The organism is Sphaerimonospora sp. CA-214678, assembly GCF_050942215.1.
GTDB lineage: Bacteria > Actinomycetota > Actinomycetes > Streptosporangiales > Streptosporangiaceae > Sphaerimonospora.
Genome location: NZ_CP192056.1, coordinates 59,438 through 75,909 on the forward strand (window position 1 = coordinate 59,438; position 16,472 = coordinate 75,909).

A 16,472-nucleotide genomic window follows, 5' to 3' on the forward strand; every position below is an offset into this window, starting at 1 on the left:
TCAGCCACTGCCGGTCTGATCATGCGGGTTCACCTGTGATAGTGCGCCCGGCGATGCTGGGGAAGCTGGGCATGCCGAGGGATACGAGGGTCGTACTGCGGCGGGTGGAGATCTCGTCCATCTGGGCAAGCTTGTGCTGAGCGGCGGCAAGGCTGACCTTCAGCCCGTCGACTTCACCGGTCCAGCCGTGGCGTTCGGCCTCGGCGATGCGGTCGGTGAGGTTGACGCAGATGTCGGCGAGCCGGGGACGCTGGGCGGGGTCGGGGCGCAGGAGCGGGCAGCGGATGCAGGTATGTTCGTGGATGCAGGGTGTGTCATAGGAGCGGCCGCAGGTGCCCAGGGAGAGCTTGCGCCGCTGGAAGTGGCCGAGGAACTCCTCCCATTCCTCGTCGGTCGGCGTGCGGTACTCCTGTGACGGGCGCAGTGCTCGCCTTCGGGTGATGAAGGCACGGTGTCCGTTGATGACCTCTTCGGGGTAGACGGCCTTGTAGCCCATGGTGGTGTTGATGTCGCGGTGACCGGCCACGAGTTGGGCGATGTGCGGTGGCATCCCGTGCATCACCGCGTCGGTGACGAAGATTCTGCGGAAGTCGTGGAAGGTGAAGCGCAGCGGGCGACCGCTGGCGTCGCTGAGAGCGCAGGCGTGCAGGGCGTGGTTGAGGAAGTTCCGTAGCGAGGTGACCGACAGGGGCCGATCTTCCAGCCGGACGCGCCATTGGAACAGCAACGGCATGGGTGGGTTGTAGCGGCGTTCGTGCCGGTCGTAGGAGGTCACCAAGGGCACCGCGCCGGTGGGTTGCCGGATCCTGCACATGATCACGCTGAGGACGTCGGCGAGTTCGGGGCTGATCACCAGCAGGCGTTCGGCGTCGGTCTTGGAAGGGGCGATCTGCAGCAGCGGGATCAGTTCGCCGGTGCTGGGCAACCGGTACTGGATGAGACTGTGATGGGACAGTTCGGTCAGCTCTTCCAGGCGGATGCCGGTGTGACGCAGCACTTCGACGGTGGCCCAGGCCCAAAACGCGCGGTGCTCTTCGTGGGTCAGGTCGCGGCGCGTGCCGGTCTGCGGGTCTTCGCCCCAGACCTTGGCGGCGCTGTCGGCCTTCATGATCGGGCGGCTCCAGATCATGCCGTCGATCGTGAAGGTCTGCCCGGGTGGTGTGGCCCGGGCGAGGTTCAGCCGATCGGCGGCGGCTTTGCGTTCGCGCTCCACGTAGGCGGCCACGAGCGGTAGGACGGGCAGCCGTTCCCGGGTGCGCTGGTCCATGCGCGACTTGCGCTGGGTGCGTTCTTTCTTCTGGGACACCTCGGCTGCGCTGATCGGGCATCGCGTCACCCACGGCGCCCAGCGGGCGGGATCGTCTTCGGCCCACTCGGCCAGGTCGAGATAGAAGGCCCGGACGACGGCCAGAATGTTGCGCCCGTCCAGCCGCGCCGTCGTAGCCTGCGTGGTCTGCCCGTCGAGGGCGCGGGTCGTGACGGTCTTGGTCATGACACGCTGCTTCCACGCGGCGGCCACCTCGCGAGACAACCGGAGGGAATCGATGCCGGGAACATGCGCCTCAAGATCGCCCCAGAACAGTTTGCCCAGCATCCACGCCAGCCGATCCAAGCTCGCGAAGTCGGTGGACAGCTGCCGTTCCCGCAGGTAATCCACCAACAGGTCACGGATCGGCCGGCGCTGGAGCCGGTAGCGGTCGATGAGCTCCTCGCAGGTGCGCTGGCCGCGGCTGCGCAGCACGCGCAAGGCGGTGGGCGCATGGTCGGGGAAGACGCCGAGACCACGTATCAGTTGGTAGAAGAACGGGCTGTGCGCGTGCCCGTCGCGTGGGTCGCAGACCGTGGCCGCGATGCGGAGCACCTCAACGCAGTCGCCGACGGTGATCTCGGCGACCTGGCCGCCCTTGGCCGCCATGATGACCGCGATCCGCGCCAGTGCCGTGTTCGACCGTTGCGGCCCGGCGTTGCCCTGCCGGGACAGCTCGGCTAGCGTCGTGAACGCCGCCGTGTCGCCGCGGGTGCGGGCCATCTCCGCGGCGAGGTTGCGGCCCCGGATCCGCGGTGAGGTCGCCAGCAGCCAGGCCAGACTCGGTCGGATCGCATCAGCGCAGATCAACTGGAGCAGCCCGACACCGAGTCGGGCCAAGCTCCGGTCCCCCTCACCGGCCGCCGCGGGGAGGGCGCCTCGCCAGCGGGCGGGAAGATTTCTCCAGTCGCGTTCGGACTCGGCTCCGCTGGCCAGCCACCGCTCCTGCCAGGTCTCACCAGGCTGGTCCTGCAGCCAGTTGACGACCGCGACCAGCCCGAGCCTGCGCTGAACCTGACTTCCGGGGTGCTCCAACGCGAACGGCGGCACCAGCAGCCGGCGCAACAGATGCTCGCGATCAACGCACGTGCGCGGCCACGATACCGGGACCTCCCGGGCCGGGAAGCACTCGTGCAGCGCAATCCCCTCGGCGGCACCACCATCCGGCGCGGCGGATTCCGCGGCATGCTCACCGTCGTCGCCATGCCCACCGCTCCGTACTACCGGCCATGCGCGCCCGATTTTCGCTGTCATGACCGGTCCTCTCCGAACAGGATCTGCAGGCTTTCCGGGCGGTATCCGGCAGCGGGCTTGGGCGGCTGCTCACGGCGCTGGCGGCGCTCATGGAAAGCCAGCACGTTTTCGATCACATCGGCGGGCAGCGGAGTGAGATACCGCTGCGTGGTAGACAACAACGCGTGCCCCAGCACCCACTGCACGTCGGTCAACGGCATGCGCGGATCACGCGCCATCCGATAGGCCGCCGAATGCCGCAGATCGTGAATCGTCCAGTTCGACCCGAGCACGGCGTTGGCCCGCACGAACATCGCCCGGGCCGCGTGGTAAGACAGCCGGCGAAACGGCCGCCGCAGCGTCCACCACAGCGGATCGTCACCGCCGGCGGGCACCAGGCCATGCATCTGCGCCTGATACAGCCGCAGCCACACGAACGCGTCCGGCGACGCGGGCACCTGCTGCATACGCCGGCTGCCCTTGCGAATGACCGTGATCAGCTGTTGCCCCGGGTCGGCGTCCCGGCACGTAGCTCCCAGCAACTCCGCCGCCCGAGCACCGGTCGAGATCCACAACGCCACCAGCGCCCGGTCACGGTGCGACGCAAGCTGCGCGAACAGTTGGTCGAACTTCTCATCCGGGATGCACCGCGGAACCCGCTCGGCCGCCTTCGGCCGATACCGGCCCGTCCGCTCGTGCCGGAACGGCTCCATCGGGTTGTGGTGCGCATTCCCTCGGCCGCCCCGTCGCTCCCGTGACAGCGGGAACGGATTGACCATCGGCCCGTCTCCGGTCTCCAGGTGGAAGTCGTAGAAGGCCCGCAGAACCGTCTCGCTGTGCGCCTGGGTCGACGTCGCGTACTTCGCTCCCGGCGACGGCTTGCCCGTCACCGAATTCGGCGCACCCGCACTCGCCGTCCCGCTGCGGGACGGAGATCGGCGCGGCTTGTCGCTGATCTGGATCCAGCGGGAGAAGTCCCGAGCCTCGACCCGCGTCGCTTGATCCCACGGCACCCCGACGGCCCATAAGAAGCGGAACCAGCGCAGCAAGTCCATCCCATAGGACCGCTGGGTAGCGACCGACCGCCCGCAGGCCTGCACCTCGCCCAGGTAGGCCGAAACCGGGACGACGACCGACCCGTCGGGGTCGAGCAGCCGATACGGCTCGAACGGGTCCTCGGTCGCCTGCAACGACCCCACCCGCGGGACCGCTAACCGGGCCAAGTCCCGTGGCACGAAGTCCTCATCACTCACGGGCAGGCAACCTAGCCACCGCGGCCAGCATCCGTGCCCTGAACTGCAGAAATCACCCCCGTAGTTCAGTCAACAGGACGGTGAAGCCGATCAGCGTGTTGGCGTTCAGCCACTCCAGAGTTTCCTTGGACATGATCTTTCTCCGATTCGGTGGAAATGAGAAGGGCACCGGCCGCGGGCCGGTGCCGTCGGTGTTGTTACGTCAGTGGGTGTCGTGTGCTGGGCGGGATGTGGCCCGCTACGTTGCGGTCCCCGCAGCCCTCGCGGGAGTTCGGGTGCGCCCGTGGTGTTCGGGTGCTGGTCAGGTGGCGCGGTGCTGTACGGCGTAGGCCATGCGTTCGGTCAGTTCGCGGTCGGCGTTGCGGATCTCGATGGTGCTGGTGGTGGTGTCGCCGTGCACGGTGAACGTGCCGACGGTGTTGCCCAGCCGCCAGCGGATAACGATCTCGCGTTCCTTCTCGGTGAGCGTCGCGTCCGGCAGCAAAGCCATCAGGATTTCGGCGAACTCAACCCGGGTGCCGTTCTCGGCCGACCGCGTGGCCAGCCGCTCGCAGCAGGCGGCCAGGTCTTTCCGGTAGTCGGGCAACAGGCGGCGCTCGATCCTCTTGGCGATGAACTTTGCCCCGCGGGCGGCCGTCACGGTGATCTCGTGCCGTCGCAGGTTGAGGAGCATGCCCCGGCTTCCGTCGGGGTAGACGCCGAGCACCCTGATCCGCCCCTGCTGGTTCCAGATCGGGTGCACGACAAGCCGGACGCCGGCCGGTCCCATCAGGTAGGCGGGATGACCGGATCGGATCAGCGCCGTAAAGCCCTCAAGGTGCTCGGCGACCTCGAACACCAGCTCATCGACCTCCCATTCATTCACGGGCAGGCCTCCTTTCACATTATTGGTTGGCGGTTTGGGAGCGGGCCGATCTCGCTCGAAAGGAAAAGTGTGGCGAATTGCCGACCGGACGCCGTTGCTGCGGTTTCCGGTCATTGATTGCTCACATCTAAATACGGAAGACGGGACGGCTCGAACGTCCGCATCTAAGGGACCAGAACACGTTCTGAGCAGCATCGATATACGAGCAGCGGCATGCGCTGCGCCAAAGGCCGGTGGACGCTGTGTGACCCTGCACAGCATCCACCGACCGTTGTCGCCACCGGCTTGTTTATGGCTGGTCTTCGTTGCGGAGCCGTTCCTGGTCGGCGCGGAATCGGTAGATGTCGCGGCCGGGCGTGGCGCATTCCTGGCAGCGGCAGCCATATTTGTGGATGTCGCTGACATGGAAAACCTGGACGCGGTTCTCCCACGGTGTGGGGTAGAGCGATTCGTCCAGTTCCACGCGGGCGCGTCCGCCCTGCTCGTCGACCTCGCGGGCCGTTCCCGGGTAGTAGAACGGCGACGTGTACGGCTCTGACCACCAGGGCCGTATCGGGATGTGGAAGGAGGGCCGGACCAGGACGCGGTCACCGGCCTTCACCGTCGGCCCCCTTCCACAGCTCCAGGGCGCCCGCCGCGTCGTCGACGCCGGGCCGGTCGGCGCCGCGCAGGTCCGCCAGCGTCCAGGCCACCCGCAGCAGCCGGGGAAACCCCTCGACCGTCAACAGCCCGGTGTTCACGGCGGAGCGGAGCAGTTCGACGGCTTCCGGCTCGGCGGCGAAGCTGGTCCGCAGCTCCAGCGCGGGGACCTCGGCGTTGGTCCGCCAGGGCGTTTCGGCCAGCCGGTGGCCTGCCCGTAGCCGGGCCGCGACCACCCGCGTGGCTACCGCCGCGCTCGACTCACCAGCTCCCCCGCCGCTGTTCTCCCATGCGACGGGGGCGCGTATGGCGATGCGTGGCAGGAGCAGGGCCAGACGGTGCAGGTAGCGGCGTCTGTCCACCGGCGTGCACGCACACTCCCTGCCTTCTGGGCAGGGGCAGCGGCGGGCGTCGAGCACGAGAGTGAACCGCGCCGGATAGCGGACCGTGCGGCCGAGCCCGGTGACGCGGACCTCTCCGGTGTCCATCGGCCGGCTCAGCCCGTCCAGGGCCGGGCGGCCGAACTCGGGCGCATCGGCCAGATGCAGCACGCCGCGATGGGCGAGCGAGACCGCGCCCGGGCGGTTGGCGGCCACGCTGCCGAAGATCGCAGCAGGCGTGGACGTGTGATGCGGCGCGCACAGCGGTGGAAATGCCCCCGGTGCTCTGTCGGATCGTCCGGCCAGTGAGTAGATCTCGGCGACCTCCCGCGCGGCCTCCACCCCCAGCGGGGGCAGGATGCCCGGCAGGCGTTCGGCGAGCATCGTGGCCGGGCCGTCCCCCGTCAGGAACAGGTGGTGCCCGCCCGCCGCGCACACCTCCAGCGCGCGGCGGGCGGCCTCGTTGCCGGGAACATCGGCCAGATCCGCCCCCGGTGGTCGCGCTACGGTCGCCGAGGGTTCGGGCGGCCGGTAGCGGTAGGCGTCCAGCGTCCCGTTCCGCAGCCGGTCGATCACCTCGCCCAGCCGGGTCACGGGGACCACGACGGCGCCGGGTACCTGCGCCGCTTCCGGCGCGCAGTCGGCGGGCACCACCACCGTTCTGAGCCCGGCCGTCACGGCGGCGCGGACGGCGGGCAGGACGCCCCTGATGGGGCAGATCCCGCCGTCCAGCGCCAGTTCCCCGAGGAACACCCGTCCGGCGATCCGCTCAGGCGGGACCACGCCGCAGGCGGCCAGGGCAGCCAGGGTTAGCGCGAGATCGGCCGCCGCGTCGTAGACCGGCGGGATCTCCGGGCTGATGCTGACGGTGACCTTGGCATCCGGCCACGCCGTACCGCTGTTGAAGATCGCTGAGCGGATCCGGGCACGGGCGGGCCAGACCGACAGTTCGGGCAGGCCGACCAGATGCAGTTCCGCCGGGCCGGGTACGGCGTCGGCCTCGATGTCCACCACGCGGGGATCGAGGCCGACCAGCGCCACCGACCGGGTGGACGCGTACGCCGTCGTCAACTCCGATCACCACCCCTCCGGCAGCACCGGCCGCGTCCTGTCGGGGTACTGCGCGGCTTGGGCGCTGATCTCCTCAGCCATCCCCGCGTGGTCGATCCCGGAGGTCACCTCCGGCGGCAGCCCGTGATGGAGGGCGCACTGGACCAGCGTGGCGAGCCGGTATCCGGCATCAGCAGCTAGAGAGCGCTCGACCGCGACCCGTGCCAGCGGCCCGTCACCGGTGCGTAGGGCGACGAACGCCAGCAGCGCGGCCGGGGCGGCGGCGAACTCCGGCTCAACCCGGCAGGTCAGCTGCGTCCACAGCCTGATGTGCGTGTCGTCGTCGTATCGGCCGATGAAGGTCATCGCACCGTCCCGGATGATGATCGAGGTCAGCAGCACGCCCAGCCACGCGATCATGTCCGGCGGTAGTTCCTGCCCAGCCTTGACCTTGTCGAGCGCGGCGCCGACCTGCCTCAAGCCCTCCTGATACCAGCCCTGGCCCCCGTCACGGGCGAGCGTGGCACGGACCTGCGTGCACACGGCACGCGTGGCGGCTGTTATCTGCTCGCGATCTGGTCCGCCGACGGGGGCGAGCGTGGCGACCAGCGCCGCGCGGTCGGGCCGGGCGACGTATCCGGCGAACACCGCCGCAGCGGCGGCCGGGTTGTTCGTCGCGTCGTAGGCCGTGCCGTGCGGTGGGCAGCATTCGGGATCGCGGCAGTAGTACGACCAGTAACGCCCGTCCTCGACCCGTAGGGCATCGATCACCTCGATCTCCGCATCGGCGAGCCTGCCGCATACCGCGTCCATCGCCGGGGTGACGTGCCATCCGGGCCCGTACCCGATCAGCAGCACGCGCCCGATGTCGTGGCGGGTGAGCAGTTCAGCGAAGTGCCGGGCCATCTCCGGGCTGTCCTCGGAGTCTTCCGGCAGGTCGACCCGCACGCTGACGCGTAGCCCTCGCGCCCCAGAGTCTGGGTCGTGGCCGGGTTCGAAGGCCATGGCGACGATGCTGCGCTCTGGGTGGAATCCCAGCATGTAGGGCACGATCGCGATGAAGTCCGCCGGGCGGCTCAGCCGCACGGTGTGATCCAGGCGAGCGGTCATAGATGTCCTCCAGACATGAGAAAGCCCCCGGCGGCCAATGACCGGGGGCGAACGAACAAGAACAGAACGAAAAGCTGTAAAGAAAGCGCAGGCTCAGCAGCGTTCGATGCGGGCGCCGCCGCGCGGTCCCAGGAAGATCCGCCGATCGGGGTAGTCCAGCCCGTCGCGAGAGCCGTACAGCGTGATCTCGCAGTCCTCACCCACGCACGGGGTGAGCACCTCGGCGGCCTCACGGTCGGTGAACGCGAACCGGGAACGCTGCCAATGGCCGTAGTGGTACCGGTCGAGCAGCTTGCTCCGCGCTTCGGCCAGGGAGGAGAACTCCTCCAGATCATCAGGCTCCGGCGGGCCGTACCCGCTACCGCCATACCAGAGCCCGAACCAACGCCTCATGATCGTCTCCTATGGGGCGGTGTCAGCGGGACGGGCAGCCGGGCGAGGCGTGGTCGCCGCCGCAGTAGCCGCACCAGTCGTCCATGGCGTAGATCGACAGTTCCTCGGCGTACCGGTCCCGCCAGTCGGCCTGAGCCGCCGTGTAGGAGTCGAAATAGTCCGCGTCCGTGTCCCCCGGTTCCAGGGTGAGGAAGCGCAGGACCGTCCGGGCGGCGCCGATCAGCTCATCGGTCGTGAGGACCGCGCCGACGGCCGAGCAGACGTCAGAGGCGGCGAAGATCGTACGGCGGCGCCGAGACAGCCGATACCGCCAGCGGATCCGGCCCTCATCGGTCCGCCCTGCGGCCTCCAGCTCCAGCAGGTGATCGGCATCGATCTGCCACGCGGGCACCAGCCGGGAGCTGATGATCCACCCCGGTGGCAGGGTCAGGGCATGCGTCGGGGCATGCGTCATCGCCATGGCGACTCCAAACAGACTCGGAAAGATGGAATGGAATGGCGGCCGTCACCAGGGGCGACGGCGGGCCAGATGATGCGGTCGTACGGTCGAGCTGACCGCGTGGATCTCGCAGTCCCGGAAATCCAGGGCAGAGACGAAGCACCGTGAGCAGCGGATCAGCCGCACGCGCGCCCCGGATGTCCGGTTGGTGTGCGTGGCGTCGATCCACAGATGGGTGTCGGCCAAGCAGCCGAGACAAGTGATCACCTCGGCGTCCTCAGGCATCGGGGTGAGCGCCAGCGTCCCCACGTACTCACGCACGCCGCCGGGATCGGCGGCGCCCACCAGAGTCGCGGTATCCGGGCGGACCTCACCCAACGCGATCACCCGCATCACCCGGCCACCGCTGGAGACCGTTAGATCTCCCACGGCCCAGCCGGGCGGGCCGGCAGCATTCACCTCCACAGGATCGCCCCCTCGTTCGTACGGGTGCCCGTTCGGGCGGCATGCGTCCGTACGGATGTGTGGGAAGCAGGACAGCGGCGTTCCGCGCGTCCGGTGGAGCGTGGTTTACCCGACGCTCTCGCGGCGCGAATCGCTCTCACTTAAATACGGTGGCCGGAATGACCCGACCGTCCGCGCGCGGCAACAATTTCCGCAGCACATTGCCGCGCGCGCCGCACCGACGGTTTCGGCCGTTCCGGCCACCGGTTGCCGTTCTACGGAGGCGATAATCAACCTCGCAGAACGGCGTATGAGAGCGGGTATCGCGCCGACCGCTTCAGACGCGTACCGGCGAATTTCACTCTCACTTAAATACGGTGACCGGAACGGCCCGACCGTCCGCACGCGGCAACATTTTTCAACGTCACCGCGCGGCATCCGGACAGTCGGCCGTTCCAGCCCCTTAGCCGTCCGCGACGCGGCAACACACGCCGTAGAACAGCACGTCAGAGCGGGTATCCCGCCGAACGCGTCAAGCGCGTACCGGCGATTTTCGCTCTCACTTAAATACGGTGATCGGAACGGTCCGACCGTCCGCACGCGGCAACATTTTCTCAGCGTTTCCGCGTCGCGTCGACGGTCGACCGTTCCGGCCACCGTAACCGTTCCACAGCGCGGCAATACCGCCGCTGAACGGCACATGAGAGCGGGCATCGCGCCGACCGCGTCAGACGCGTACCGACGGATTCCGCTCTCATCTAAATACGGGGATCGTAGCGGTCCGAGCGTCCGCACCTCGCAAGATTCTTTGTCGTCCCACGTGGGACGACGGAGCGTTATCACAGGCATGAGAAAGGGCCCTAGAACGCTCTCTAGGGCCCTCTCGCAAGCTTTCGTCAGTCATCCATGTGTGGGGTTCCGACGTGAGCCATCGTGCTCCTGACGTCGTCAAGACGCTCCGACAGTTCCCGCCACTCCGCCCGTCCGGCGTCACGCACCCGGATCACGTTCCGGCGAGAGCCGTACGCCCCTCCATGTCGGGCTTGGGCAGTCTTGGCAAGAACGCCTGCGCGTCCGAGATCTTCAGCATCAGCCGCGATACGGAGAGCGTTCCGCAGGATGGGGAAGTCCCTCCCGTCGCCGAACGCCTGACGGAAGATGGTCGCGCTGTTCTGCGCGACGCAGAACGCCACAGCGGCCCCCGTGACCGTCTCCGCGCGCGGAACCGCACGCATGAATTGAGCCCCAGGCGTTGCGTCGATCTCATCAGCCGGAACATCGATCCGGTAACCGTTACGCGCGGCAGCATCCCTAACCGCCCACCGCCACAACGTGGTGCGCGTAATGATCATCTCTCCGCCATCACGGCGCACGTAGACCCATGCCTGAGCGTCGCGGGTAGGGCCACTCTCGGGAGTAGGAGCACACGAGGTGAGGACATCGCGCAGACGCTGCGCGAACAAGAGAATGGCATCCTGCGTGACGTCGTCTGACACGTCATCCGTGCCGTACGGAGCGTGCCCCTGCTTAACGATGGTCGCGCTTCCGTCCATACGCTTCCGTGACCGCGTGGCGTCGACCGTCCGGCAGTAACCGCGTGCGAGCCTCTGAATCTCCGCCCAATCATCCGATGTCACGCGCGCCATGTCCTCAGGCGTGAGCTTCTCCCCCGGAACGCTCGAAGGAACGCACTTACCCGGAACCCCGTTCTGCATAATCGCTCTCCGATTCTCTACGGCACACGATGCGTGCCGCCGTTTTCTTGGTCAATACAATTGAACCGCGAAATGAAGATCGACTCAACGGGATTGGGTCTATTCTTATCAACTTTACTAACTCGTGGACGACATTCAGAGGATGGAAGAATCAAGGCATTCCTGACACAATCCCGGGAATGTCAACGAGGAGATCGGAATAGAAGCAGATTCTCCGTCGACACTTAGTTCATAGGCTACTTACTTGCCAGGTATTACAGTGGACCCCGATAGGCCGGGCCTCAGCGCCCTCCCTTTATGTGAGTCCTGGCCTGCTATCGAGTCGGGGTCGGCTGCGGGCCCGCCTTGGCCCTCTCACCAGCGGACATGTCTTACCTGATGAGTCCAATTAATAGGGAGAGGTAGACGATGGGGCACCTGGAGAGCCACCCGGAAGGGTACTGGCACCGGCATCGCGGGCTTCAGGAAAAGCGTGTGGTGCATATTGCTCACGCTGGGTTAGACGTCGCTAATCGTGAGCATGGGATGTTACTGAAGAGGACCGAAACTATGCAGGTCATGCGATACGGTCGTGAGCACGATATAACGTTTCTCCCACGGGTCCTGGTTGCCCGTTGCCCCCGTGACTGGCCGATTTTATTGTGCAGCGGATGGAACCCAACCTGTCGACCTCTTCTGTCGAAAACGTAATGAGCTGAGGTGGCGCCAGCAGATCAGGCGCAGCCGATGCTGAGGAAGGCGCGGTGTTTGCATACCGGGTCCGCGTCTGACTGACCTGCAGCAGGCAGGGCCGAGACGGTCGACGTAGCGATTTGCTTGAGCGATGATCAGAGGCATGAGGCTGCTGGTGCTCGGTGGGACACGGTTTGTGGGCAGAGCGCTTGTCGAGCAGGCCGCCGCGCTCGGGCACCAGGTGACGACGTTCAACCGCGGCCGGACGGGTCAGGACGTGCCCGGCGTCGAGGCCGTGCGGGGAGACCGGGAGAACGCCGCTGATCTCCACGCCCTCGTCACCGGACGCGAATGGGACTGGGTGGTGGACACCAGCGGCTACGTTCCCCGGGTCGTGGGCAACGCCGCGCGGCTCCTGTCCGGCAGGGCGGGGGCGTATATCTTCCTCTCGACTGTCTCCGTCTATCCGGAGTGGCCGGCCGAGCCGGTCGACGAGGCCAGCGAGACCTACGAGTGTTCGCCGGACACGCCTGGTACCGCAGAGGGCGAGGCGAACTGGACCGCCGCGCAGTACGGCGCCTACAAGGTCGGCTGTGAGCACGCCGTGCAGGAGGCGTTCGAAGGACAGGTCGCGCTCCTTCGTCCAGGGGTGATCCTGGGGCCGCTGGAGAACGTCGGCCGTCTGACGTGGTGGCTGACGCGCATCGCCCGGGGCGGCAGGGTCCTTGCTCCTGGCGATGCCAGGAAGCCGATCCAGCCCATCGACATCCGTGACCTTACGGCCTTCACGCTGAGCTGCCTCGAAAACGGAATTACGGGGACCTTCAACATCACCGCACCGAAAGATCATGCGACCTTTGGTGGGCTGCTCAACGCGTGCCAAGCCGTGACCGGTTCCGATGCCGAGCTGACCTGGGTAAGCGACGAGTTCCTGATCGAGCAGAAAGTGCGGCAGTGGACGGAGATCCCGCTGTGGCGCACTCCCCTGGGGACGTGGACGGTGGACTCTGCGAAGGCGACGGCGGCAGGCCTGGCCTGCCGACCAATTGAAGAGACGGTCCGAGACACATGTGCCTGGCTCTCGGAGAGCGGCGGGCCGCTCGCCTACGGTCGTCAAGCCCATCACGGACTGTCGCCCGAGAGGGAACGCGAGCTTCTCGAGCTATGGGATCACCGCTAGAAGGTGGTCGGTAGAGCCCGGGTCGCCGTCTCCGTCGTGAATTCCTCGATTTTGTCCATGAGAACGCCTGCCTCCCTGGACGGGATCGAGGCCAATGACACCCGGACCTGTCCCACACGCTTCACCAGGCCTTCGACGCGTCTGTCCGGCTGGAGCGCGAACACGGAAGACAGCGCATCGGCCACGCCGTCGATCTCGCCGGAAAGGAGGCGGGCTGCGGCCAGGTCGACGGACGCGCTCGCCTCTGCGGCATACCACCGCTGGTCAGCAGGCACGGCCCGATAAAGGGTGAGTGCCCGTTCGCACTCTGTCTCCGCTTCCGGCGCCATACCCGCGCTCAGGTAGGCGGATCCGGCACAGAACACCTGGCGGGCCTCGTCGAACCCGAACTCCCCGCCCACCTCGTCGTGGAGTTCTTTTCGCGGCCCCCGGGCATCCTGTGCCGCGAGGATCGCATCACGAGTGCCGCCGATATCGCCGAGAAGGGCGGATGCCCGACTGCCGATGCTGAACAGCCGCACCCGTGTCGTACCGGGAGGAGCGATCTCCAGCCCTCGTTCGACCAGCCGAAGCGCTTGTGCGGGACGGCCTGCCCAGAACTCCACGCACGCCAGCAGGCCATCCGCCCATGCCGATAGCTCGTTGTGGCCGATGACCTCTCCGTACACGCGAGCCGCCCTCGCCTGCTCCGCTGCGGCATACGGATAGCCAAGATCAAAGCTCGCGCTGCCCAGCAGCCCGCAGATCTGTCCGGCAGCCAGGTACAGATCACGCTGCTGTCGGGGATTGCGAGTGCGGTCCAAGAGGCGGTACGTGCGGTTACGGATGCGAGTCAGCTCTCCGAAGAGGGGAAGTGGTGCGGCATGTACGTAGGCACGGGCGAGCCGGATGACGTCATCGTTGAGCTGGTCCAGGGCGTTCGGGCCGATGGAGGCGGCCTCGATTTCGGCGACGTGATCGCTGGATTCGCCGGCGGCACTCATGATCAGTTCTCGTTCCGTCGTGGGGACCGGAGTCTTCAGGCCCGGCGAATAATCGGTGGCGAAGCCGAGCTCCACCGGGCCGGTCCGAAAGAGGCGACACAGCAGGTCGAGGTAGTCCACGCCAGGCCGATGCCCGCTCTCCCAATCAAGCCATGATCTCTTGGTCAGTCCCCTGGCGCCAAGGCCCTGCTCCAGGCACATCTGGTGCAGTGCCTGAACGGCCTTCTCCGCGCTGTTCCACCCGTTTGCCAGCCGGAAGCATTTGAGCGGATGGTGTCCACAGCACTGCCCGATCTCGGCCGCGATCGCGTGGATCACGCTCACCGGCGGAGGGTCGGCTTCCTCCAGGAGTTGCCGCATGCGGATGCGCTGAGCGCACTCCACATGGTGTCCAGGCTTGGCCATTTCGGGCCTCCCAAGCAAGGTCCACTCCAACGCTACGTCACGGATTGCGAAGCCGCAGCTACTCGTAGGGAGTCCACTGGCCCGAACCACTCGGATCACGCAGGTTGCTGATCCTCCTGCTGATCTCACGCGCGATGGACGGACGGCTCGACAGGGCGGGCAGGGCCCCGGTCAGCATGGTCAACTCCCTGACCTGACGGAGAAGCGGGAACCCCACCGCGGCCCTGACGTCGAAGCCATACGTCCCCAGGAACTCCTCCACCGTGGGATGGCCGAACCGCAGTCCGTTCACCACCGTCGGGACCAAGTCCCATTCGAGGGGGCCGTGGCACATCTGATCGAGATCGCAAAGTACGACTTCTCTGCCGCGCCAGAGCAGGTTGCCCGCCCATGCGTCCCCGTGAATGAGTCCGTACGGCAGGCTGTACCGGTTCGCGGGCAGTTCCCCATCCAGGAGGTCGCACCAGTCCAGCAAGAATTCCCGATCGCTGTCCTGCAGCGTCCCGGCGGCCAACAGGAGATTGCTGCGAGCGTCCGTCACCGGATCCCATGGCGCCACAGGGAAGGGCGGTGACTCCTCGTGCAGGTGCCGCAGGAGCGACGCGAGCCGGACGACGGGTGGTGCGTGGCGCGGTTGCGGAAGGTACTCCCAGAACGTGGCGACCGCACCCTCCACCACGACAGCCTCTGGGGCAGCCGGGTGAACGCGCACCGCCGGAAAACCGATGCTTTCCAGCCAGCGAGCCATGCGGACGGCCCGGCGCGCCTTGGCCGCCATCTCCGCCGACGCGACGCGAACGGCAGCAGCGGCACGTGGGAGATAGAAGACGGTGTTGGCACACACACGAATGAGTCGCGCATCGCGGCAGTCCATCCCCGCCATGCGGCAGAGGTCGAGCAGGATGCCGTCCCCCAACGGTACGACGGTGTTCACCGCGGCAACTCCCGCACCGGGCTAAGGGCGCGGAACTCCTCGATGCGCTCGACGAGTGCCCGTGCCTGTGGGCATCTCCGGTAGCGAGGATCGGATGCCACCCAGCGGCGCACGCTGAGCAGGCGCTGAACGAGGCCGTCGATGCGCTGGCGCTCAGGAAGGCTGACGATGGTGGTCACCACGGTGGTAGCGGCTTCCAGATCCCCCTTCAGGAGATGCCCAACGGTCAGGTCCGAGTAGGCGATCGCCTCGTTCCCGTAGGCACGGAGGTGCGGCTCCCCTGATCGATAAAGGGAGATCGCCTGGTCGGCGTAAGTGATCGCATCATCAGGGCGGCATAGATGCACATGTGCGCCGGCGATCAGATAAGAATGCTTGGCCATGTCGAAGCGGAATTCGCCTCCGACACCATCGTGCAGCTCGTCGTAGTCGTTCCTGCGATCCCAGGCGCTGCCGATGGCCCGAAGGGTTTCAGGCTCCGCACCCATCGCCGCAGAGGCCAGTGCCTCGATGCTGGCGAGGCGGGCAAACGCCGTACGGCTCCGCGCGAAGCGCTGACCATCGCGGGCCAGGTCCACGGCAGCCGCGGGGGCGCCGTTCCAGTAAGCGATCATCGCCTGCAGGCCGCGGACCCAGGCCCGTAGCGCATGATGATCGATAACCGACGCATAGGTCCACGCCGCCCTCGCCTGCGTCATCGCCGCAGTCTGGTTCCCCATGTCCAGGCTCGCGTTGGCGAGCAGGCCGCAAACCTGACCGGCCAGCAGCATGAGTTGAGCAGCTTGACCAGGACGAACGCGCCCATCAAGGAGCCTGAAGATCTCGCCGCGTAACCAGAGCATCCGGTGGAAGAGCGGTAGGGGATCGGCGTAGACATATTCGCTTGCGACTCGGCGGATCTCGGCGTCGAGGTGTTCCAACGTCACCGTGCTGACATCGCTCAACTGCGCTGAAGCCGCGTGCGCGAGCGACTCGCGGGCCACCTCCATGACGAGGGCTTGGTCGTCCGTCGGGCGGCGGACGGGTTCCTCGGCCGGCCCATATGCTCGCGCGAATCCCAACTGGACCGGGCCGGTGAGAAACAGCCGACAGAGAAGGTCCTGGTAGTCGGGGCTGGGGAGATGCTCACCCTCCCACTCGATCCATGATCGTACGGTCAGACCGCGCGCCCCCAAACCTTCGCGTGCGCACATGTCGTGAAACGTCTCGACGGCCTTCTCAAGGGTCCACCCTCTGGCCAGCCGGTGTGCTTTAAGGGGCGAGTAGCCGCAGCAGGTGCGGATCTCCTGTGCAATCAAGTTCGGAGTTCTGCCCGAATTATCCGTCCGGATCCTCCTCGCGCATTCCAAGTCGTGACCATGCATATATCGACGGTAGGACAGAAAACGCGGTCAGAGCGGCGCCTCATGGGTGTGAATCTGCCGCACTTCCAGTGCGAACCCGCCGCACCCTGACGCGGCGCTCTCTCGCT

General features: G+C 66.9%; 14 protein-coding genes. 1 reads left to right on the plus strand and 13 read right to left on the minus strand.

The window, feature by feature from the left end; translation table 11 throughout:
• Nucleotides 1–19: 19 nt before the first annotated feature.
• The 10 genes from ACQP1K_RS00270 to ACQP1K_RS00315 form a co-directional block, all read right to left on the minus strand.
• Nucleotides 20–2,560, minus strand: coding sequence for a tyrosine-type recombinase/integrase (locus ACQP1K_RS00270; protein WP_433498521.1), 2,541 nt, complete (start codon nt 2,558–2,560; stop codon nt 20–22).
• Nucleotides 2,557–3,774, minus strand: a complete 1,218-nt coding sequence (locus ACQP1K_RS00275) for a tyrosine-type recombinase/integrase (protein WP_433498522.1) — start codon at nt 3,772–3,774, stop codon at nt 2,557–2,559. The genes ACQP1K_RS00270 and ACQP1K_RS00275 overlap by 4 nt, the downstream gene beginning before the upstream one ends.
• Before the next feature lie 319 nt (nt 3,775–4,093).
• A complete protein-coding gene (locus ACQP1K_RS00280) occupies nt 4,094–4,657 on the minus strand; it encodes a hypothetical protein (protein ID WP_433498841.1) in 564 nt (187 codons plus the stop codon).
• 289 nt (nt 4,658–4,946) lie between these two features.
• The gene (locus ACQP1K_RS00285) at nt 4,947–5,258 is read right to left on the minus strand and encodes a hypothetical protein (protein ID WP_433498842.1); all 312 of its coding nucleotides are present in this window, start codon (nt 5,256–5,258) and stop codon (nt 4,947–4,949) included.
• A complete protein-coding gene (locus tag ACQP1K_RS00290; RefSeq protein WP_433498843.1) occupies nt 5,245–6,747 on the minus strand; it encodes a YifB family Mg chelatase-like AAA ATPase in 1,503 nt (500 codons plus the stop codon). Before ACQP1K_RS00290 ends, ACQP1K_RS00285 begins: the two co-directional genes overlap by 14 nt.
• 6 nt (nt 6,748–6,753) lie before the next feature.
• On the minus strand, nt 6,754–7,836 hold the full coding sequence (locus tag ACQP1K_RS00295) for a DUF4192 domain-containing protein (RefSeq protein WP_433498844.1): 1,083 nt from the start codon (nt 7,834–7,836) through the stop codon (nt 6,754–6,756).
• A 93-nt stretch (nt 7,837–7,929) separates the two neighbouring features.
• Complete coding sequence (locus ACQP1K_RS00300) at nt 7,930–8,229, minus strand: hypothetical protein (RefSeq protein WP_433498845.1); 300 nt, start codon at nt 8,227–8,229, stop codon at nt 7,930–7,932.
• Nucleotides 8,230–8,251: 22 nt separating this feature from the next.
• A complete protein-coding gene (locus ACQP1K_RS00305) occupies nt 8,252–8,689 on the minus strand; it encodes a hypothetical protein (RefSeq protein WP_433498846.1) in 438 nt (145 codons plus the stop codon).
• A gap of 45 nt (nt 8,690–8,734) precedes the next feature.
• Nucleotides 8,735–9,133 carry a hypothetical protein gene (locus ACQP1K_RS00310; RefSeq protein ID WP_433498847.1) on the minus strand — a complete coding sequence of 133 codons (399 nt, stop codon included), beginning with the start codon at nt 9,131–9,133 and terminating at the stop codon, nt 8,735–8,737.
• Between the two features lie 875 nt (nt 9,134–10,008).
• On the minus strand, nt 10,009–10,827 hold the full coding sequence (locus ACQP1K_RS00315; protein WP_433498848.1) for a hypothetical protein: 819 nt from the start codon (nt 10,825–10,827) through the stop codon (nt 10,009–10,011).
• Between the two features lie 835 nt (nt 10,828–11,662).
• On the opposite strand from ACQP1K_RS00315, the gene ACQP1K_RS00320 reads away from it, so the two are divergent.
• Nucleotides 11,663–12,679 carry an SDR family oxidoreductase gene (locus ACQP1K_RS00320; protein ID WP_433498849.1) on the plus strand — a complete coding sequence of 339 codons (1,017 nt, stop codon included), beginning with the start codon at nt 11,663–11,665 and terminating at the stop codon, nt 12,677–12,679.
• Here ACQP1K_RS00320 and ACQP1K_RS00325 read toward each other — a convergent pair.
• Genes ACQP1K_RS00325 through ACQP1K_RS00335 form a run of 3 tightly spaced genes read right to left on the minus strand, consistent with a single transcriptional unit; the run spans nt 12,676 to nt 16,299 of the window.
• Nucleotides 12,676–14,067 carry a hypothetical protein gene (locus ACQP1K_RS00325; protein ID WP_433498850.1) on the minus strand — a complete coding sequence of 464 codons (1,392 nt, stop codon included), beginning with the start codon at nt 14,065–14,067 and terminating at the stop codon, nt 12,676–12,678. The two genes, ACQP1K_RS00320 and ACQP1K_RS00325, sit on opposite strands and share 4 nt — an antisense overlap.
• A 58-nt stretch (nt 14,068–14,125) precedes the next feature.
• Nucleotides 14,126–15,001, minus strand: coding sequence for a phosphotransferase (locus ACQP1K_RS00330; RefSeq protein WP_433498851.1), 876 nt, complete (start codon nt 14,999–15,001; stop codon nt 14,126–14,128).
• Entirely contained in the window at nt 14,998–16,299 is a 1,302-nt protein-coding gene (locus tag ACQP1K_RS00335) for a hypothetical protein (RefSeq protein WP_433498852.1), read from the minus strand. Before ACQP1K_RS00335 ends, ACQP1K_RS00330 begins: the two co-directional genes overlap by 4 nt.
• Nucleotides 16,300–16,472: the final 173 nt, after the last annotated feature.